This is a genomic window from Pseudomonas sp. RC10, from assembly GCF_038397775.1.
In the GTDB taxonomy this organism is placed as follows: Bacteria; Pseudomonadota; Gammaproteobacteria; order Pseudomonadales; family Pseudomonadaceae; genus Aquipseudomonas; species Aquipseudomonas bambusae.
The window spans coordinates 6,043,144-6,063,315 of sequence record NZ_CP151650.1 but is presented as its reverse complement, the minus strand read 5'-3'; the positions used below and the strand labels follow the sequence as shown (position 1 = coordinate 6,063,315).

Here is a 20,172-nt window from a genome sequence, read left to right as displayed (position 1 = left end):
GATGGCGTTTTGAATGACCTCGTCTACCTTCATAAGGCGAAAAGGAAGAATGTTCACAGCCAACTGACTGATCAGTTGTCTCGAACCGTTTTCGAAGTGATCCGCAGAGCGGTAAGGCACAGGAGGGCCGTCATGAGCAGTCGCGTCACACTAGGGCTCGCTGTACTTTTTCTGCTGGGTGCGCTGTTTGCCGGGTATTGGGGATTGGTATTGAGCCGCCAACCCGCGCCTGCACCTCAAGCGCCTGTCGCACAGACCGTTACCCCGGTCGCCGCCCCCGTTGTCGAAGAAAAACCCTCTGAAGACCCGACCCGCCAATCCGTGCTGGTGCTGGCGCGCGATCTTCCTGCCTATGAGCCCATCAAGGCTGACGACCTGATTGTCGAACGCCTCAAGGTCGCGCCCGCCGGAAGCTTCAGCAAACCGGATGAGGCCATCGGCCGCCTGTCGTGGCGCCCCCTCACCGCAGGTACCTGGCTGACCGACAGCAGCTTCGAAGCCGGTGGCTCATTGGCTCGAATGATCCGGCCCGGGGAGCGAGCACTGGCGCTGTCCATTGACGAAATCATCGGCGCCGGAGGGCAGTTGAGCCCCGGTGATTACGTGGATGTTCTGCTCTACCTGCCGCCGGACCAGACCAATAACGACCGCAGCGCGCAAACCGTCGTTCCAGCGTTACGCGTGCTCAGTGTGGGGGCGTTGATGGGGCCGGTGAATCAGGGCCAGGACGATCAAGGCATCAGCCGCGACGAGCGCGCCCAACAGCAAAAAGGCAGGGTCAATGCACGGAGCGTGGTCGTCGCGGTGCCGGAAAAGCTGCTCAACCGTTTGATGCTGGCCTCGCAAGCCGGCCCTCTGCGTTTGGCTGTGCGCAGCGCTGACGAGAAAAACCTTGAGCGGTACTGGGCGGGGGACAGCGACATAGCCCTGCAGCTGGACACCGCGAATCGCAACGTCACCCACTTCAACCAGCTGAGTCTGCAGTCCAACGTTGCGGTTCGCGCCAGCGGGGGTGCCCCGCGCGGACCGCGGCCGGTGGAAGTCATTCGTGGCAATCAGATCACGCAGCAAACCCCCTGATTCGAGCAAGGATTGCACTTGATGAGCAGCCGTTACAAACCGGTGTTGAACCGTATCGTGTTGGCCTTTATGTCTCTCGGTCTGTATCAGGGCATCGCGGTGGCCGCGCCGACCGGGTGTTCGGGACTCGCGGCCATGCCAGCGGCCACCGAGATCGGCCAGGGCGTGCAGCAAGCTATCCGCTCGCCTGTCGCCATTACGCGTCTGGCAGTAGGCGATCCGAAGATTGCGGATGTTCATGTGAACGGCGACGACAACGGCGGCTTCCTGCTGACCGGTGTGGGACCGGGCACCACCAGCCTGATGATCTGGACGGCGTGTTCCACCTCGCCCCGGCAGAGCATGGTGTTCGTGCGTGGCACCGCGAAGACGGCGATGACTGACACCCTGCTGCCACCTTCCGAAGACCCGCTGCTGCCCAGTCAGGTGCAAACCGACATCCGTTTCGTCGAGGTCAGCCGTACCAAGTTGAAAGAAGCCAGCACCTCGATTTTCGGCAGAGGCTCGAACAATTTTCTCTTCGGCTCCCCCGGCACCGTGCCGGGCGTGACCGTGACGCCAGGCACCGTGGGCGGCACGCGACCGGCGATCCCGCTCAGCAACAACAACTTCAACATCGTCTGGGGCGGCGGCAGCAGCAAAGTGCTGGGCATGCTCAATGCCATGGAAACCAGCGGTTTCGCCTACACCCTCGCCCGGCCAAGCCTGGTGGCATTGAGCGGGCAGAGCGCGAGCTTCCTGGCCGGTGGCGAATTCCCGGTGCCGGTACCCAACGGCGAAGGCAACGGCATTTCCATCGAATATAAAGAGTACGGCGTGCGCTTGACGCTGACCCCGACCGTGGTGGGCCGCAACCGCATATCGCTGAAAGTCGCACCCGAAGTCAGCGAGCTGGATTTCACGGCGGGCGTGACCATCGCGGGCACCACCGTACCGGCGCTGAACGTTCGCCGCACCGACACCAGCGTGTCGCTGGCTGACGGCGAGAGCTTCGTGATCAGTGGCCTGATCAACACCAGCAACATCGCCTCGGTGGACAAGTTTCCGGGGCTCGGTGACATCCCGATCCTCGGCGCGCTGTTTCGCAGTTCGCAGATCAACCGCGACGAGCGTGAGCTGCTGATGATCGTCACCCCGCACCTGGTTCAGCCGATGGCAGTGAACGCGCCGTTGCCGTCTCTGCCGGGTGAAGGGCTGCGCAATTACGACCCGAGTTTCCTCAAGATGTACTTCCTCGAAAACGGCAGCTTTGATCGCCGCAGTGGGTTATCGCAATGAGCCAGGGACCGAGCCTCAGCCAGACCTTTCTGGCCATCACCCGCAACAGCACCGACCTCGAATGGCTGCAGGGTGCGCTGGCCCCGTTGGGTCAGGTAGTGAGCGCGGGCACCGGCAGCCTCGATGAACTGCTGGCGCTGGTGGATGTGACCTTCGCCAGCGTCGTGTTCGTCGGCCTCGACCGCGAGCATTTGATGAACCAGAGCGCGTTGATCGAAGGCGCACTGGAGGCCAAGCCGATGCTGGCCATCGTCGCGTTGGGTGACGGCATGGACAACCAGCTCGTGCTCAATGCCATGCGCGCCGGGGCGCGGGATTTCGTGGCCTACGGTTCGCGTTCCAGTGAGGTGGCCGGTCTGGTGCGGCGCCTGAGCAAACGCCTGCCGCCCGTGGCGCCGAACCCCAACATGGGTGGCCTGACCGTGATCTACGGCGCCCAATGCGATGGCGATGGCGCGCTGGTGTCGGCGCATCTGGCACTCGTCGCGCAACAGAAGGAACAGCGCACCTTGCTGTTGGATTTGGGCATGCCTCGCGGCGACAGCCTGGCCATGTTGAGCCTCGAATCCTCGTTCAATTTTGGCGATGCCGTGCGCCATTTGCGTCGTCTTGACTCCACCCTGATCGACAGCGCCTTCACGGTCCACCCGACTCAACTGCGCATTCTCGCGTACGGCGAGGACGACATGTCGCTGGAGCACACCAGCGCCGCCGAGCTGTACATGTTGCTCAGTGCGTTGCGCCAGCACTTTCAGCATGTCGTGGTGAATCTGGTGGGCCAGCCGGACAGCGAGTCGCTGCGGACGTTCGTCACCCATTGCGATCAACTGCTGTGGTACGTCGATCAGAACGTCATCGAATGCCGTCGCAACCTGGCGATCCTCAATCTGTGGCGCGAAAAAGGCCTGAAGTTGCAACAGGGCGGGTTGCTGGTGGACAAGTACCTGCGCCAGGTCACACCCAATGCCGAGGCGCTGGAAAAGACCTTCGGGCTGCCAGCCATGGCGGTTTTGCCGCTCAGCCCCGAGCTGCGCCTGAACGCGAAAAATCAGGGCCTGTCGCTGTTTGAACTGTCGCCCCGAGAGTCCTTGAGCACCGGCTTGAAAAACCTGGGCGAGCGGATGGCCAGTCAGAACCAGACGCCGGAGAAACCCCGTGACGGCTGGCTCGGACGTTTACTGGGAGCGCGTAAATGAAAGGCGAAAAACTGTTCGGCGTGTCGTCGCGTCCTCAGGATGCGGGCGGCGACGGTCAGGGTCTGAAGCTGGTCCTGCACCGCTACATCATCGATGCCATCGAAGAAAGCGGACGCAACCTGCTGGAAGGCACGCGCCCGGCGCTGGCCCAGTTCGTCACCGACAAAGTGGCCGAATACGTGGCGCGGCTGCGGCTGGCGATTTCCCGTTACGAGATGGAGCGGCTTGCGGAAGAGCTGGTGGATGAACTCACCGGTTTCGGTCCGCTGGAGGTGCTGCTGCGGGACAAGTCAGTGACGGAAATTCTGGTCAACGGCCCGAACAAAGTGTTCATCGAGCGCGAAGGCGTGTTGCACCATTCGGACCTGCGCTTCATCGATTCCCACCACGTCGAGCGTGTGATCCAGCGGATTCTCGCGCCGCTGGGGCGTCGTCTGGACGAGTCTTCGCCGATGGTCGATGCGCGTTTGCCGGACGGCAGCCGGGTCAACGCGATCATTCCGCCCATTGCGCTGGACGGGCCGTGCGTGTCGATCCGGAAATTCCGCAAGGACATGCTCAAGAGCGCCGACCTCGTGGCGATGCAGACCATCGACCAGTCGATCTACGACTTTCTTGAAACCGCCGTGAGCAAGCGCTGCAACATCCTCATCAGCGGCGGTACGGGCACCGGCAAGACCACCATGCTCAACGTCATGAGTCAGATGATCCAGACCCAGCAGCGGCTGGTGACCATCGAAGACGTCGCCGAATTGCAGCTTGGCCACCCCCACGTCGTGCGCCTCGAAACCCGCCCCCCCAACGCCGAGGGCCACGGTGAGGTGCGCGCCAGCGACCTGATTCGCAACGCCCTGCGGATGCGCCCCGACCGGATCATCCTCGGCGAGATTCGAGGCGTTGAAGTGCTCGACGTGCTCACCGCGATGAACACCGGCCACGACGGCTCCATGAGCACCGTGCACGCCAACAACGCGCAGGATGCCTTGCTGCGGCTGGAGACGCTGGTGGGGTTGACGGGCCGGCAAATCGCCGAGAAGACCTTGCGGCAGATGATCTGCGCGGCGCTGGACGTGATCATCCAACTGACGCGCATGCCCGATGGGCGACGCTGCGTCAGCGAGGTGGTGGAAGTGGTGGGCGTGCGGGACGACGTGTACGTCACCAATACGTTGTTCCGCCTGGATCGGCGGACCGGCTTCGGTTTCTTGCGCGAGGCCATGAACCCCGCCGGGGACAAGCTGCGGCAGATGGACTATTAGGCAGGGGCCAGGGAGGTTCAGGTGAAAGGCGCGATTATCCTCGGGCTCGTCTTCATGTTGCTGATGCTGCTGTCGTTCTACCTGTTTTATCGCGGGCTGAATCAGGGCGCTCATGACCGCGTCATGGCGCGCCTGTCATTGGGGCAGCCTGAACCCGAAGCCGCGAAACCGGGTCTGGCGCGAATAGAACGCGCCTTTCTGCGGGCAGGGTTGGGGCGGCCCACCGAGCGCTTGCCGCTGGCCCTCACCGTCTGGGTGATGGCGATGTTGCTGGGCTATCTGCTGCACGACGGGTTTGGTCTGATGCTGGGCATTTTGCTGCCGGTCATCGTGTTGCGTTTCTACGTCAGCTTTCGCTATCGGCGTCGGGTGCGGCGCATGATCGAGCAATTGCCGCAGTTGCTCGATCACGCCGTGCGCAGCCTGAAATCCGGCCGCACGTTGGGTGATGCCATTCTGCACAGCATCGACTCGGCGAGTTATCCCCTGAACGACGCCATGTCGCGCATCAAGCGCAACGTGCAGATGGGCGTTTCATTACCAGACGCAGTGCAAGACTTTGCTGAGCTGTACGAGCGCGATGAGTTCCAGCTGTTCGCCATGGGCCTGCGGGTCAATCACCGTTACGGCGGCAATGCCAGCGAATTGCTCGACAACCTGATTCGCTTGATCCGTGAGCGCGAACAGGGTGCACGGCAGTTGCGGGCGATGACCGGCGAAACCCGCATGACCGCCGTGGTGCTGGCGCTGCTGCCGGTGGGCATGGTGGCGTACTTCCTGGCAGTGAACCCGAACTACCTGCTGCACATGTGGAACGACGGTTCGGGGAAGACCATGCTGATGGTCGCGTTTGGCATGCAGACGGCGGGCTGTCTGGCGCTGTGGCGCATGTTGCGGAGCGTGTGAAATGGCCTTGTTGCTCAGCGCATTGATGTTCTTCATCGCCGGCTTCTTCCTGCTGCTGACCGTGGCCCGCCAGCGCCGCAATGAACGCCTGGTGATGTCGCGACTGCAAGGGGTGGTCGCCCGCGACAGTCGTGTCAGCACGTTATTGCGCTTGCTGGGTGACAGCCGATTCGGCCAGCGTTCGGTCACCCTCGACAGCGAAACTCAGATCCTGTTGAACCGCATCGGCTGGCGGCGGGCGAGCCAGCGTTCGTTGTTCGCGGCCTGCCAGGTCGGCACGCCCATTGTGGCGGTGTGCATCGTGATGCTGGTGCAGACGCTGTTCTTCAGTGACGTCGAATACCCGCTGCTGGCGCCGATGTTCGCGTTGGGTCTGGGCTACCTCGCGCCCAAGCGCATTCTGGCCGCGGCGGCCATGCGCCGGCAAAAACAGGCGGTCGCGGAGATCGCCACATTCATTCCACTGCTTCGCATCCTGTTCGAATCAGGCATGGCGGTGGAGCAGGCACTGCGGGTGTTGAGCAACGAGGGGCGAAGCCTGCTGCCGGTGCTGTCTTCGGAGCTTCGGGTGATGCTGGTGCGCGTCGACTCAGGTCTGGAACTGGGTGATGAGCTGAACAAGATGGCCGCCGTGCTGGCGGTGGATGAGTTCAGCGACACCTGCGTCATTCTCAATCAGTTGATTCATCAGGGCGGCGGGGCGATGAAGTCGCTGCTGGCGCTCAAGCAGCTGATCGATGACCGCCGTTTGACGCGGTTACAGGAATACATTTCCAAGCTGTCGGCGAAGATGTCGATCGTGATGATGGTGTTTCTGTTTCCCGCGTTGTTGATCGTATTGGCCGGGCCAGGCTTCGTCGCCATTGGCAAGGCATTGGGTTCGCATTAGGAGATCGAATGAAAGCGCTCATCGCAGTAATAGGCCTGGCGTTGCTCAGTGGTTGCGCCGCTGACGGCACGGCACCCTGGCTGGCGCAGGCCACCGCTGGCAGTTGCGCGAAGCCGACGTCGGATCAGGAGCTGGCGTTGAACATGGCGCAGGACATGGCCGATGAAGGCCGCTTGCACGCGAGCCTGGCCCATCTGGAAAGCCTGCCGCCGACGTTGCCGGATGTGCGGCTGCGCAAGGCCCGGGTGCTGCGTCTGTTGGGCAGCAACGAGGCCGAGCCGCTGTATAAGAGTCTGATCGGCACCTGTCGGGCTGCGGAGGGCGAGCATGGACTTGGCCAGCTCGCGGTAGCGCGGGGCGATAACAATCAGGCGCTGATGTATTTGCAGGCGGCAGTGAAACTGTCGCCCACTGACGAAAAAATCCGCAACGACCTGGGTGTCGTCTACCTCAATCAGCGCAAGCTCGACCTGGCACGCTTTCAGTTCCTCACGGCGATGGAGCTGAAACAGCCCGACACGCTTGCGGCACTGAACATGGTCACGTTGCTGATTTATCAGGATGACTGGACGCAAGCGGCGGAGCTGGTGTCGCGCACCGGGTTGACACCTGAGCAGGTGAACGACGCCCAGGCACGCGCCGAGACACTCAAAAACACCCCGGCAGGCACGCCACTCAAGTCCGACAAAGTCGCCGCCGTCATCGACGCTCCGACGGTCGCAGGGAGACAACCATGAGACGCCTATTGTTGACAGGTTTGTGCATGCTGACGCTCAGCGGCACCGCCTTCGCCATCGAACCCGGCCCGTCCTCGGCTTCGCAAAAACAGACCGAGGACTGGCTGCAACTCCAGGCCAGCGGCAGGGCCGCGTCCCCCATTCCCCAACCCCAAGCCCCCATCGAACGCGACCTGACGATGCAGCGCTGGCTCAACACCTACCAGCATCCGATCCCGGATTTTTATGACCAGAAGAAGGGGGGGAGTGTGGCGGGGAGCAGTTCGGGGAGTAATTGAGCGGTAGCGCGCTGACCCCGAATCTGACGCAGACCTGTAGGAGTGAGCTTGCTCGCGAGGCGTACGAACAGTTACATCCAGGGCGACTGACATAACGCCATCGCGAGCAAGCTCACTCCTACAATCCGGCGCCAAGTCCAGATATCAGACGCTTGGACGCTCAATGCGCCGTCACCCGCCCGCGCGCGGCACTGGGTGACAGGGCCAGGGCCAGTTGGGTGCGGTTGTGCATGTGGGTCAGACGCAGCACTTGCGAGACATAGAGCTTCACCGTGTTTTCGGTGATGCCCAGTTCGCAGGCGATCTGATAGTTGGTCTGGCCTTTGCTCACCAGCCTTGCGACGTCGAGCTGGCGGGGGGACAGTTGTTCGAAGATGGCGGGCATCTCGAAGTCGCCGTCGCTAACAGCCTGTGCGGGCTGGGCGATCTGGCGGGATTTGTCGAGGTCCTGGCAGAGGTCGTCGATGGACGCGGCGAGGAACTGCAACTTGTCGTTGAGATGGCCCAGGTGCTGGACGTTCTTGACCCGTTCTTCCAGCGAATCTTCCTGCCGCCGTACGCCTTCGAGCAGCTCGTTCAGGTCGACGGGTTTTTGGTAGTAATCGGCAATCCCCGCACGCAGGGCCTTGATGACGTCCTGTTTCTCGGCGCGGCCCGTGAGCATGATGGACTCGAAGATGCGCTTCTTGCCCGCCAGCAATTTCAGGGCCTCCACCAGTTCGATGCCATTAAGCCCCGGCATGTCCAGATCGCACAGCACGATGGCGATGGCGCTGTCGTCGCGGAACCGTTCCAGCGCCTCACGGCTGGAGTAACACGGCACGCAACGGTAACCGCTACCCTCCAGAAACTCGCTGATCTCATCGACGATGAGCGGTTGATCGTCGACCACTAGAACCTTTATTGCCGATTGCTTGTTCACGCGCTACTCCCTGCTGCGACTACGGCTGAACCAGGCCCGGTGCCTTGCCTATCCTTTATGGCAACCACTGTAGGACAGTTCTCTGCCCGGACGTAGGAACAAACCTAGACTCACTTTCGGACTATGTACATAGCGTGTGATGGCAATTCGACTAGTGGACCCAAATGAGGGTAGCGATGCACCCCAAAAACAGGAAAGGCACGAAAGGCTGCTTTGTTGACGTTTCGGGCGACAGCTGTGGATAACGCGTCCTGACCCGTTGACCCACCTGGCGCCATATTCTCTGGCGCACGAGCAACCAGGCCACGCTGGTCACGCCCGCACCGATGAATGTGCCCAGCACCAGCACCGGGCCGCTGGCGACTGCCAGGGCAATCAACAGTTTCACATCCCCTGCGCCGAGCCTGCCCAGCGCGTACCCCGGCAACGTCAGCAGCAACGTCATCAGCAACGCCCACCAAGGCTGCGGCGACGGTGCACCCAGCCAGCTTTCACCGTTCATCACCAGATAGAACACCGCGATAAGCCCGGCCCCGAAGGTCAGAACGTTGGAAACCCGCCTGGCGCGAGCGTCCTGATCTGCGCATACGGCAAACCACACCAGTAGGAAAAGTAAATTCATTGGGTAAAAAACGTCCTGTTTTCCGTAAAGAATCTATGCTCCAAGCACGGTAGCACTGTCAGGGTAGACGTCGGCATGCGCAGGATCGCTCGCAATTTTTCCCCCATCAGGCAACGTGGCGCCGCCGCCATCGAATTTGCCCTCGTGTTCGTGATTTTCTTCGCGATTTTCTACGCGTTGGTGACCTACAGCCTGCCCTTGCTGATGATGCAATCGTTCAACAACGCCACCGCCGAAGCGGTGCGCCAGAGCGTGGCCATCAGCCCCGGCAGCGCCACTACACCCGCCGCTTACGCCACCTTGGTCACGACTCAGGCCAAGTCGGCATTGACGACACAATTGGCCTGGATTCCGTCGGCGCTCGGCTTCAATCCCACCTCGGATGCCACTGTCAGCTTCGACGGCAAATTGCTCAAAGTCCGGATCGATTACCCCAAAAGCAAGCTGACTCAGGTCATGCCGGTGCTGACGCTACCCGGAATCGGTGACGTGCCGAATCTGCCGACCTACCTTTCTGCTGAAGCGAGCCTGCAACTTGCCCCTTAAAAATGAAATCCTCAACCGTTGGCTCGGGCGCGGCGATTCACCTTCCGGGCGCGAACCGGAATCCCTGAGTGTCGAGCCCACTTCAATCAGTGCGGACTGGCACATGCAGCTGGATCAGGACGGGCATGTCACCAGCATCAGCAAGCTGTTGCGCAGCGCGTTGGGGTTGGGGGCGTCGACGGCGCCGCCACAGCGTTTGTTGAGCTATCTGATGCCGAGCAGCGCGCTGGTGGTGGAAGGTTCGCCGCAGGAGTGGCTGGGGCACATGCTCGATCTGGATTTCAAACGACCGGGCGGCCAGGTGTTGCACACGCGCGGCTGGGTCCAGGCACAGTCAACGAACCTGCCCGGCAGTTGGTTGCTGCAATTGCTCGACATTGGCGACCTGATGGAAGAAGCCAACGTCGCGCAAAGCCGTCAGCAGTGCCTGCGGGTGGCCGGGCAGATCGCAGAGAAAGTCCGGGGGTGCCACATCGACCGGTTGCAAGCGGTGACCGCCGAGCAACTGGAAGAGCTGGCGCAGAATTATCGGGTGCCCTGCCTGGCGCTTGCGCTCTCGGAGCCCAGCGGTCCGGGCTGGCGCATCTTTGCCCATTACAACGCTCACACTGCGCCGCAGCTGTGGCAAGACGGACAGCGCCTGGGCACCGACCTCGATTCACTGAACGGCACGGTCACGCACCAGATCGACTTCGACGCTCCCAGCCATCTCGTGCATCTGCAAAGCGCGTTTGGCAACGCCGAGGGGTTTCTGTTGCCCCACCACAAAGAGGGCTCTGTAAAAGCGTGGATGTTGTTCGGGTTCTACGATGCCGCGCAACAGGCGCCTGAGCTGGGGGATCGGGAGTGGATGAACCTCTGTTCGGCACTTGCCGGGCCCATCCTCTATCGCCATGCCGATCAGGCGCACCGCCATCAACTGGAACGGCTGGCGGTGTTGCAGGACCTGCTGGGCACTGGCTGGTGGGAGTTGCTACCCGATACCGACGAAGTGCAGCTCGCGCCTCAGTTGGCGAGAACGCTGGGCCTGCCGGAGACCAGCGACGTGCTGCCCCTTGGCCAGTGGCTACAACTGATCCACCCCGCCGACCGTCATGAGCTGGAAAGCCGCCTTGGCGGGTTGCGCGAGCATGGGACGCCGATGTTGTCCTGCGTCCGGTTACGTGACGACGAGGGCGCTCACCCGCCGGTCTGGCTGCGGATTCAGGGGCAGGAACTGGTCAGCGGGCAGGCGCGCCGCGTGCTGGGCTTCATGCTCGACGTCAGCGATATCAAGAACCAGGAAACCCAGGCTGCGGCTGCTCACGCCCGGCTGGACAACCTCATCGCCAGCTCGCCCGCGGTGATCTACGTGCTGAGCTACGACCGGGGCAGCCTTGAACCGACGTTCTTCAGCGCCAGCCTGACGCCGGTGTTGGGCTGGACCCAGGCGGAATGCAGCGACGGCTTGCTCACGCAATACATTCACCCCGACGACCGCGACGTCTGGTTTCAGCGCACACGCCAGTTGCTGCGGGAGGGTGTGGTCAGCTGTCGGTATCGCCTGCGGGACAAAAAAGGCGAGTACCACTGGCTGCTGGATGAGGCGCGGTTACTGCGCGATGACTTGGGCATGCCGGTGGAGGCGGTCGGGCTTTGGCTGGACGTCACGGAAGCGACACAGGCCACCGAACGCGTTCGGGAAAGCGAAGAGCGTTACCGGATTCTGGTGGAAGATTCTCCTGCGATGATCTGTCGCTACACGCCGGACCTGGTGCTGAATTTCGGCAACCGGCCATTGGCGGATTACCTCGAATGCACCCCTGCGCAGTTGCCGGGTGTGAACCTCGGGGAATGGTTTTCGGCCGAGCAGAAAGAAGCGTTCGTGAAGCGCATCGAAGAGCTGACCCCGGAATCACCCATGAGCACGTCGGAAATCTGTCTGGAGCTGCCGGGGCGCGAGCACGCGTGGTGGGTCTGGGCCGACCGGGGCGTGTTCGACGACAGCGGCAAGCTGATCGAGATTCAGGCGGTGGGCCGCGACAACACCGAAATCCGTCGCACCCGAATGCAACTCAACCAAAGCGCCAAAATGGCGACCCTTGGCGAGATGGCCACGGGGCTCGCGCATGAGATCAACCAACCGCTCAATGTGATGCGCATGGCCGTGGTCAACGTCCTCAAGCGCTTGAGCAACGGCGAAGTGGAAATCGATTACCTGACCGACAAGCTCAATCGCATCGACACCCAGGTGCAACGTGCAGCGCGGGTGGTCAACCACATGCGGGTGTTCGGCCGGCGCTCGGAAATCGAGCAGCAACTGTTCGACCCGATCGATGCGGTGGACGGCACGCTGAATATGCTCAGCGAGGGCATGAAGGGCAAAGGCGTCGACCTGCGCATCGGTGAACCAGGAGCGCGGGTGAGAGTGCGAGGGCACGTCGATCAACTGGAGCAAGTGCTGATCAATCTAATGGTCAACGCCCGGGATGCGCTGCTTTCCAAACGCGAAAAAGACCGCGATTTCGAGCCCTGGATCGCCCTGCATGTCGAACAGGACGAGCAGACGCTTTGGTTGATCGTCGAAGACAACGGCGGCGGCATCGACCCGCGTCTGCTGGAGCGGATTTTCGAACCGTTCTTCACCACCAAACCCGTGGGCGTGGGAACGGGGCTGGGGCTGTCGGTGAGTTACGGGATCGTCGAGCAGATGGGCGGCCGCCTGAGTGTCAGCAACTCTAGCGAGGGCGCGTGCTTCCGGATTGCGTTGCCGATTGTGCGGGAGTAGGGGCGGCGTACCTGTGCAAGAGGCGCGAAACCGGGGTGTCTAGCGGCTGATGTGCGCCTGACCCAGCGCGTTCGCTGCCGTCGTAACCTCCGGCGTCTCCCACAGATGTTGCGGTGTGTGGAGGATTCGCGCCTGGCGCTGACCCAGTGGGAGCAGCCGGAGCTGTGCGACGGCCGCGAAAGCGGTGGGTCAGACGAATGATCTGTGACTGATCCAGCGCGTTCGCTGCCGTCGTAACCTCCGGCGTCTCCCACAGATGTTGCGGTGCGTGGAGGATTCGCGCCTGGCGCTGACCCTGTGGGAGCAGCCGGAGCTGTGCGACGGCCGCGAAAGCGGTGTTTCAGGCGAATGATCTGTGACTGATCCAGCGCGTTCGCTGCCGTCGTAACCTCCGGCGTCTCCCACAGATGTTGCGGTGCGTGGAGGATTCGCGCCTGGCGCTGACCCTGTGGGAGCAGCCGGAGCTGTGCGACGGCCGCGAATGCGGTATGTCTAGCGGCTGATGTGCGCCTGACCCAGCGCGTTCGCTGCCGTCGTAACCTCCGGCGTCTCCCACAGATGTTGCGGTGTGTGGAGGATTCGCGCCTGGCGCTGACCCTGTGGGAGCAGCCGGAGCTGTGCGGCGGCCGCGAAAGCGGTGTGTCAGGCGACTGATATAGGGTGATCCCTGGCTCGGTCAAATCACCAACTTCGCCTGCCCCAGATTGCAGCTGAGGTTGGCGCCGACGTCCACGGCGTTGAGGTTGACGCCGAGGCCCTTGAGCAAGGGGTCGATCAGGCCGCTGATCAGCGGGGTCAGCGTGCTGGCCAGCACCTGGTCAAGGGCCGTCGTTATCCCGCTGAGTACTGTTCCCAGATTGCTAAGCAAATCCCCCAGCCCATTGCTGACGGTGGGTTTGTACATGTTGACCTGAATCCCCGACAGCGCATTCGACAACAAGGCGCTGGTCGGCGTCGTCAGGACCGGGGAGGGAGGAAAATAGGCCGCCTGATTGATCTCCGGCAGGTTGGGTGAGATGTACGTAAACGGCGTGCCCGTGACGCCCAGCGAGGTATTCAGGCTCACACCGATGCCGCCCCCCGCAAACGCGGTTCGCGCGCCGCACGTGCCGATGCCCAGAACCAGATGGCAGGTCTTGATGCCGATATCCAGCACTGGCAAGGGGCCGGGAACCATCGTGGCCGGATTGGTGCTCGCAGGAAATGCCGCAGCCGGGTCAATCTTGCCCACTTTCAAATCCACGATGGCGGACTGGGTCTGAGTGGTCAGGGATTTATTGGTATTGGTGGTGCAGGTGTACCCGGTCACATAGCTCTCGGCGCTGGTGGCGGTGAGCGCGATGTCGAGGCTGACGCTGTTGCTGCTGTCAGAGAGCCATTTAAGATCGAGGGTCTGGCACCCGGCACCCAAGAGGCACGTCACTGAGTTGACGACGCCCACAAGATCCAGGTGCAGCAGGCTGCTGACCGTCGGCGTCAGTGGGGCGATGAGGTTGGTGGCGGCATTGGCCAGGGAGGCGATCCCATCCAGCGCCGGCAGTTTCACGTTCAGCAGTGTCTTGACCTGCGCGGTGCGCACGTAAATGCGGTTGGGGCCGGTTCTGGGATTGGGGTCTTTTATCGCGAGTTTAGGGTTGCCAATGGCCGACAGCTGGCCAGGTTCAATCACTTGTACGCGAGCGTTGACCTGAGCCAGCCCTGCGAGATTGATCGGAAAGTTGGCCACCAGGCCATTCTGTTTGTTCGCCAACTGGGCGAAGCCTTCCACGAGGTCCATCAGATTGACCTTGGTGTTGAGCGCGGCGATGTCGGTCCCGCCCTGAACCTGAAGGAGATTACCCAGCACCACTTGCGTCGAGCCTGCCGCCACCTTGAGCGCCTTCAACCCGAGCACGGTTGCAGTGGCGCCGAGGGTGCCGTTGGGGTCGAGCACGTTGATTGCCGATTGCAGGAGTTGGCTGACCGCAATGTTGCTGCTCAACAGTTGCGTGTAATCGAGGGCCGACAGTTTGATGTCGCTCTTCAACTGATCCAGGTAGCCGAGCAGGCTGATGTTGCTGTTGGCCAGCCCCTGCCAACCTGCGACATCCAGATTGACACTGCTGCCCAGAAAACCGCCGATCAGCGGATTGAGGATGCTCGCGTTGGCGGTATTCAATTGCAGCGTGGTGTTGCGGATGGTCAGGGCTGCCACGGGCGGCACCCCGGCAGCCACCGCCACCGCACTCAGTTGAACGTCCGGCGGCGACGGCGTGGTGTCGAACATCGCACTGACACCGGCCGCGATGCTCCGTGGCACGCTGTGGCTGACCGTGACCTGAATGGCGTCAGAACGGGTGGCGTCGACCGCGAAGGTGCGTCGACTGTCAGTGCCGACGATCAGGATGCCGCAGCGCGTGGCCAGGGTACGGGTGTTGTCGGAAACCGTGAAACCGTTGCGGGTCGCGCTTTGCGTGGCGTACGTGCTGGCGGTGTTGCTGCCGGTGCAATCGCCGCCGCGACTGGCAGCCTCCAGCGCTGCCACATCCGCCACGCGCTGCAACGAGCGTTTTTCCATGTAGAGTCGCCCGCTGTCGACCACCACCAGGGTGCACAGCAGGGCCAGAGCCAGGGTCAGCGCGGCCATCAATCCTATGGCGCCACGCTGCCGGTCCCGGCGTGCGTAGGGGTACATCAGGGGAGACATCCAGCACTCCTTCGGCAAAGCCGTCGCTACTCACCCGAGATGGGGGGAGTCTAGTTGCCGGAGGAGCAGTTGCAAGCGGCGAGGGGGCGAGGGGCGAGCTTCGAGCTACAAGCGGCAAGCTAAAAGCCGAGCGCGTGATGTCAGACACCGCGCACTGCTTGCAGCTTGTAGCTCACAGCTCGTGGCTGTTTACCTTGGTGGGTACTGCTGGAGGATTTTCTGCACGGTCTGGCGCAGCGCCAATTCCCGCGCGGCCGGGTTGGCGTTGTTGTCGTTCACCACCTGTTCGGTGCTGCCGCGCCAGACCAGTTTGCCGTCCTTGCCGTCGAGCATGTCGATTTGCAGGGTCGAGACCTTGTAGTCGACGCTGCGCGTCTCACTGCCGATCGGGCCGCCCCAGTAACCGCCCCACGGGTTGCCCCAATAGCCGCCACCGCCGTAGTTGGTGGTGACCAGTTGTTGGCGGTCTTCGACGATCAGCCAGGCCTGCACTTGGACGTCGGCTTTCACCCCCGGCGCCGCCATGCGCAGGCCGCGCTGGTCGAGCTGTTCACCAACCGACTGGCGAATGCGTTGTTCGGTCAGGTCGCTTTTGATGCGAGGGTCATTGGGCTGATATTGCAGGCCCGGCTCCTTCCAGGCCCAAGTTCGATACCCACCGAAATCCCGCTGTGCGTCGAAGTCACGATTGACCCGATCGGTCTGGCACGCGGCGAGCAGCAGGGCAACACACACGACAGCGATGCAGCGGAACATGACAGTTCTCCGGAAAGGCAAATGGAAAGATTAAGACGGCGGATAAGCGGTCAGCGCGTGTTGCACGGCCTGACGCAATGCCTTGGCCCGCGCCGACTGATCGCCGCCGCTGCCGGTTTCGGCGCTGGCGCTCCAAACGGGCTGACCGCTGCGACCGTCGAACAGGCTGATGCGCACCACCACGACCTGCTCTTGATAGGTTCGCACGACCGGCACCGTGGCGTAGCCGCCATAGCCGTTGCGGTACCCGTTGTAATAACCACCGCCGTAGTACGGGTCGTAATAATCGTCACGCACCTGACGAATACGGGTTTCCGTGTGGGTGTCGGCCGCGACGCGCAAATCAGCAGTCTGCGGGTTCTGCGAAGGCCGCAAGCCCCGCTGGTCGAGACCGTTGCTCACCGCTTCTGCGACCTGCGCCGACTCCGCCCATTGCGTCCCCGGCGGCAACTGACCGTTGAGCCACGTCCAGTTGCGATAACGCCCGAAATCACGGGGCGCAGCGGGGTAGGCGCTCATGTCGATGGCGTTGGCCGCCTGGGGCGGAGCAGGCGGAATGGCGGCGGAAACGGCCGTGTACGGGTTGGGGCTCTGACACGCGGCCAAAGTCAGGAAGAGGGGCAGCAAAGCGAGGCGTTTCATGATGGTCTCCGCAGGTAGCCTCAAACGGGTCGGCACATCCAGTGCAGATAACGTCCCAGTCCGGCAAAGCTCGGGTGGCGACGGTGGGCGAGCTCCATTTCCAGCAGGTCGGTCAGCTCGGCTTTCGCCTGGAATTCGACCGGCATGTAATCGTGGAATACCCGGACGCCACTCTGGGTTTCGACTCGCCACAGACCCTCAAGTTGCGCCGCTAATTCGCGCGGATCAAGGGGTTCTTGCGGGGTTAGGCTCTGCTTTTCACCGGCCAGCGTATTTCGACGCATTTTGCGGAAATGGCCCTTGAGCAGATTGCGATAAATCAACGCATCACGGTTGTAGAACGCCAATGACAGCCAGCCATCGGCTTTGGTGAGCTGGCGCAACACCGGCAGGATGGTGAAGGGTTCGGCAAGCCATTCAAGCACGGCGTGGCAAATCACCAGATCGTACGGCTCGCTCAGTTGCTCAGGGAGCGCCTGCCACGGGGCTTGAATGAAGGTGCCCGTTTGTCCGGCGTCTGCGAAACGCTGGCGCGCGCCTTCCAGCATCGGTTCAGCAGGCTCGGCCAAAGTGACGTCATGCCCCTGTTCAGCGAGCCAGAGCGACATGTGGCCCAGCCCGGCGCCGATGTCAAGGACGCGCAGGGGGCGGTTCGGCAGGCTTTCTGTCAGGTCTGCCTGCAACACCGCCAGACGGATCGCGCCCTTGGCGCCGCCGTAGATCTTCTCGGCGAAGCGCGTGGCCAACTGGTCAAAATGACGGTCGCTCATTTGCTGAACCGCCGCTCGCTGTCGGCCAGCTTGGCGCGCACCACTTCGTTCATGTCCAGCCCCAATTCGCTGCACATCAGCAGCAGATACAGCACGATGTCACCCACTTCCTGACCCGCGTGGGCGAGTTCATCGGCGGGCAGCTGACGTGACTGGTCCTCGGTTTTCCACTGAAAAATCTCCACCAGCTCGGCCATTTCCACACTGGCGGCCATGGCGAGATTTTTAGGGCTGTGAAATTGCCGCCAGTCATTGGTATCGCGGATGCGATGCAGGCGTTGGGTGAGTTCGTCGAGGTTCATGGGGCGGGTCTCCTGAAGGTGGGTAGCTTCAGGGGGATGCGGGGCGGAATCAAGTGAAGCCGATGGGAATTCGGTGCGTTAGTCACTGTAGGAGTGAGCTTGCTCGCGATGGCGGCGTGCCAGATTCGGAAATGGTGACTGACAGACCGTCATCGCGAGCAAGCTCACTCCTACAAGGGTGAGAGGTGGAATCTGAAGCTGTAGTCACTCCGCCGCAGGCTGCCACGTCCCGATCATGTGCACGATCCCTTCTTTGCCCTCGACCTTCAATTGACCATGAGACCCCGCCGCGCTGGCGGACAGCGTCACCTCGCTCGGCAGGCGAACGGGCTTCTGAAACTCCACCGAGATATCCACATTTGATGCAGGCAAATGATCGTCAAGCGCCGCCAGCGTCCGGCTTTTCATCCACAGGCCGTGGGCGATGGCCGTGGGGAAGCCAAACAGCTTGGCGCTGCTGTCGCTCAGGTGGATCGGGTTGTAATCGCCGCTGACTTTCGCGTATTGCCGACCGATATCGGAGGGGACGTACCACGTCGCCAATTCGGTCATCGGCAGCGGTGCCGGTTCGTAGGCGCCTTCAATTTCACCTTCGATCTTCGCGCCTTTGCACAGCATGGTGCTCTCTTCTTCCCACAGCAGCCCCAACGCGTCTTCGAACTGCGTGATCAGGCTGAACGTCGCGCCTTTTGCGTGGGGTTTGAGGTTAGCGACGCGCACGCTGACTTGCGCCTTGATCACACTGCCGAGCGGGCGGCGAATGCTGATGCGGTTATGCAAATGCACCAGCCCCAACAGCGGAAACGGGAAGTCCTTGTCTGTCAGCAGCTTCATTTGCAGCGGGAACGCCAGTACGTGGGGATACGTGGGCGGCAACAGGCTGCCGGGTATGAACCCGCAGACCTTGGAGAAGGCGTTGACCTTGTCCGGGTCTACCGAGACCCAGCAGCGCAGCCCCTGATCCGGCAGCTGTGAGCCGCTGATCTTGCGCCGCAACGCCGCCTGCAAGAACAAGCCCGGCAGCGACGGAGGGGTGTCCAGATAGCGCCAATGTGCACTCATCGATTCTCTCCCGTACTCGTTAAGCCCCAATCACGCTTTGTCCGCACACACGCAACACCTGCCCGCTGACTGAAGCGCTACCCGGCTGGCCCAGCCATGCCACCGCTTCCGCGACATCCTGAGGCAAGCCGCCCTGGCCGAGCGAACTCATGCGTCGGCCTGCTTCACGCAAAGCGAAGGGCATGTGCGCGGTCATGTTGGTTTCGATAAAGCCCGGTGCCACGGCGTTGATGCTAATGCCGCGCTCTTTCAGCGAAGGCGCCAGTGCACGCGCCAGTCCGATCAGCCCGGCTTTACTGGTGGTGTAGTTGGTTTGCCCACGATTGCCGGCAAGCCCGCTGATCGAGGCCATCAGAATCACGCTGCCATTGTCGCGCAGGGTGCCCGCGTCGATCAGCGCCTGGGTTAGCACTTGGGGCGCATTGAGGTTGACGTTGAGCACCGAATCCCAGAAGTCGGCCGTCATGTTGGCAAGGGTTTTATCGCGAGTGATGCCCGCGTTGTGCACGAGAATGTCGAGTCCGTCGGGCAGGTGTTCGATCAACTGGGCGGCGGCATCCGGTGCGCAGATATCCAGCACCAGCGGTTGACCGCCAAGCCGCGCGGCCAAGGCTTCAAGGTCGGACTTGGCTTGTGGCACATCCAGTAACACAACGTCTGCGCCATCGCGGGCCAGGGTTTCCGCGATAGCCGCACCGATGCCGCGAGCTGCGCCGGTCACCAATGCCTTGCGTCCGGCCAGTGGGCGACTCCAGTCCTGCACGTGGGCTGTGGAGGCGCTGATTCGAATGACCTGGCCGGAGATGAACGCGCTCTTTGGCGACAGGAAAAAACGCAAGGCGCCTTCCAGTTGATCTTCCGCGCCGTCTTCGACTTGCAGCAGCTGAACCGTGCCGCCGTTGCGCATTTCTTTCGCCAGCGAGCGGCTGAAACCTTCAATGGCCTGCTGGGTGCTGGCGGCCAGTGCGTCGATTTGGGCATCGGGTGCGCGGGCGAGGATCACGATGTGCGCGCTGTTTTCCAGATGGCGGATCACCGGCTGGAAGAAGTCGCGCAGCCCAGAGAGTTGGGAGGTATGTAAAAGGCGGCTGGCGTCGAACACGACGGCCTTGATTTTCGAGCCTTGATCGGGTGTCCACGGATGCGCGCCGCTGAAGTCACTCGCGAAGCTGAACAGCAAGTCGGTCATGCGCGGGGCAAACTCGCTGACGCGCTCCGCCAACGGGCCGCCGCTCAACAGCAGCGCACCTTCCACCGGACGCAGGCGCCCGGCCTGCCAGCGTTCCAGTCGCGCTGGCGCGGGAAGGCCCACGGCTCCGACCAGTCGGCGACCGATGTCCGAGTTGGCGAAGTCAATGTAGCGATCAGATGCCATGGAACACTCTCCTTGAGTCGGGGTTCAAAGAAGTGGACCACATCAATGGCTAATAAGTCCTACGCTTTCGGGCTGATCAGCGCACACAGGACAGGGAGA

The 20,172-nt window shown here is 62.2% G+C and carries 19 protein-coding genes; 10 read left to right on the top strand and 9 right to left on the bottom strand.

What is annotated here, in order from left to right:
- Nucleotides 1–132: 132 nt before the first annotated feature.
- The 8 genes from cpaB (at nucleotide 133) to AAEO81_RS27265 (ending at nucleotide 7,623) form a co-directional block, all read left to right on the top strand.
- Entirely contained in the window at nucleotides 133–1,080 is a 948-nt protein-coding gene (cpaB, locus tag AAEO81_RS27300; RefSeq protein WP_341960158.1) for a Flp pilus assembly protein CpaB, read from the top strand.
- Nucleotides 1,081–1,149: 69 nt separating this feature from the next.
- Nucleotides 1,150–2,358: a type II and III secretion system protein family protein gene (locus AAEO81_RS27295; RefSeq protein ID WP_256665235.1), complete on the top strand. Its 1,209-nt coding sequence runs from the start codon at nucleotides 1,150–1,152 to the stop codon at nucleotides 2,356–2,358.
- Nucleotides 2,355–3,554, top strand: coding sequence for a pilus assembly protein (locus AAEO81_RS27290; protein ID WP_341960156.1), 1,200 nt, complete (start codon nucleotides 2,355–2,357; stop codon nucleotides 3,552–3,554). The genes AAEO81_RS27295 and AAEO81_RS27290 overlap by 4 nt, the downstream gene beginning before the upstream one ends.
- Nucleotides 3,551–4,813 carry a CpaF family protein gene (locus tag AAEO81_RS27285; RefSeq protein WP_166595909.1) on the top strand — a complete coding sequence of 421 codons (1,263 nt, stop codon included), beginning with the start codon at nucleotides 3,551–3,553 and terminating at the stop codon, nucleotides 4,811–4,813. Before AAEO81_RS27290 ends, AAEO81_RS27285 begins: the two co-directional genes overlap by 4 nt.
- A 21-nt stretch (nucleotides 4,814–4,834) precedes the next feature.
- Nucleotides 4,835–5,719, top strand: coding sequence for a type II secretion system F family protein (locus tag AAEO81_RS27280; RefSeq protein ID WP_341960153.1), 885 nt, complete (start codon nucleotides 4,835–4,837; stop codon nucleotides 5,717–5,719).
- 1 nt (nucleotide 5,720) lies between these two features.
- A complete protein-coding gene (locus tag AAEO81_RS27275) occupies nucleotides 5,721–6,608 on the top strand; it encodes a type II secretion system F family protein (RefSeq protein WP_341960150.1) in 888 nt (295 codons plus the stop codon).
- 8 nt (nucleotides 6,609–6,616) lie between these two features.
- Nucleotides 6,617–7,345 carry a tetratricopeptide repeat protein gene (locus tag AAEO81_RS27270; protein ID WP_341960149.1) on the top strand — a complete coding sequence of 243 codons (729 nt, stop codon included), beginning with the start codon at nucleotides 6,617–6,619 and terminating at the stop codon, nucleotides 7,343–7,345.
- The gene (locus AAEO81_RS27265) at nucleotides 7,342–7,623 is read left to right on the top strand and encodes a DUF3613 domain-containing protein (RefSeq protein ID WP_341960148.1); all 282 of its coding nucleotides are present in this window, start codon (nucleotides 7,342–7,344) and stop codon (nucleotides 7,621–7,623) included. Before AAEO81_RS27270 ends, AAEO81_RS27265 begins: the two co-directional genes overlap by 4 nt.
- A gap of 160 nt (nucleotides 7,624–7,783) precedes the next feature.
- Here AAEO81_RS27265 and AAEO81_RS27260 read toward each other — a convergent pair whose 3' ends face one another.
- Both AAEO81_RS27260 and AAEO81_RS27255 read right to left on the bottom strand, forming a co-directional pair.
- Entirely contained in the window at nucleotides 7,784–8,545 is a 762-nt protein-coding gene (locus AAEO81_RS27260) for a response regulator transcription factor (RefSeq protein WP_341960145.1), read from the bottom strand.
- Nucleotides 8,546–8,696: 151 nt separating this feature from the next.
- The gene (locus AAEO81_RS27255) at nucleotides 8,697–9,167 is read right to left on the bottom strand and encodes a prepilin peptidase (protein WP_341960143.1); all 471 of its coding nucleotides are present in this window, start codon (nucleotides 9,165–9,167) and stop codon (nucleotides 8,697–8,699) included.
- A 75-nt stretch (nucleotides 9,168–9,242) separates the two neighbouring features.
- Between AAEO81_RS27255 and AAEO81_RS27250 the strand changes: the two genes are divergently transcribed.
- A complete protein-coding gene (locus AAEO81_RS27250) occupies nucleotides 9,243–9,713 on the top strand; it encodes a TadE/TadG family type IV pilus assembly protein (protein WP_166598345.1) in 471 nt (156 codons plus the stop codon).
- Complete coding sequence (locus AAEO81_RS27245) at nucleotides 9,703–12,480, top strand: ATP-binding protein (RefSeq protein WP_341960140.1); 2,778 nt, start codon at nucleotides 9,703–9,705, stop codon at nucleotides 12,478–12,480. The genes AAEO81_RS27250 and AAEO81_RS27245 overlap by 11 nt, the downstream gene beginning before the upstream one ends.
- Before the next feature lie 676 nt (nucleotides 12,481–13,156).
- Here AAEO81_RS27245 and AAEO81_RS27240 read toward each other — a convergent pair.
- From AAEO81_RS27240 to AAEO81_RS27210, 7 genes are all read right to left on the bottom strand, one after another.
- Entirely contained in the window at nucleotides 13,157–15,166 is a 2,010-nt protein-coding gene (locus tag AAEO81_RS27240; RefSeq protein WP_341960139.1) for a pilus assembly protein TadG-related protein, read from the bottom strand.
- Nucleotides 15,167–15,355: 189 nt separating this feature from the next.
- Complete coding sequence (locus tag AAEO81_RS27235) at nucleotides 15,356–15,922, bottom strand: DUF4136 domain-containing protein (RefSeq protein WP_341960137.1); 567 nt, start codon at nucleotides 15,920–15,922, stop codon at nucleotides 15,356–15,358.
- Between the two features lie 30 nt (nucleotides 15,923–15,952).
- Nucleotides 15,953–16,564 (bottom strand): DUF4136 domain-containing protein, encoded by a 612-nt coding sequence (locus tag AAEO81_RS27230; RefSeq protein ID WP_341960135.1) that lies wholly within the window; start codon nucleotides 16,562–16,564, stop codon nucleotides 15,953–15,955.
- A 20-nt stretch (nucleotides 16,565–16,584) separates the two neighbouring features.
- A complete protein-coding gene (locus AAEO81_RS27225) occupies nucleotides 16,585–17,334 on the bottom strand; it encodes a methyltransferase (protein WP_341960133.1) in 750 nt (249 codons plus the stop codon).
- A complete protein-coding gene (locus AAEO81_RS27220) occupies nucleotides 17,331–17,636 on the bottom strand; it encodes a nucleotide pyrophosphohydrolase (protein ID WP_341960132.1) in 306 nt (101 codons plus the stop codon). Before AAEO81_RS27220 ends, AAEO81_RS27225 begins: the two co-directional genes overlap by 4 nt.
- 204 nt (nucleotides 17,637–17,840) lie before the next feature.
- Nucleotides 17,841–18,698: a MaoC/PaaZ C-terminal domain-containing protein gene (locus AAEO81_RS27215; protein ID WP_341960130.1), complete on the bottom strand. Its 858-nt coding sequence runs from the start codon at nucleotides 18,696–18,698 to the stop codon at nucleotides 17,841–17,843.
- 19 nt (nucleotides 18,699–18,717) lie between these two features.
- Entirely contained in the window at nucleotides 18,718–20,073 is a 1,356-nt protein-coding gene (locus tag AAEO81_RS27210; protein WP_341960128.1) for a 3-oxoacyl-ACP reductase, read from the bottom strand.
- Nucleotides 20,074–20,172 lie beyond the last annotated feature (99 nt).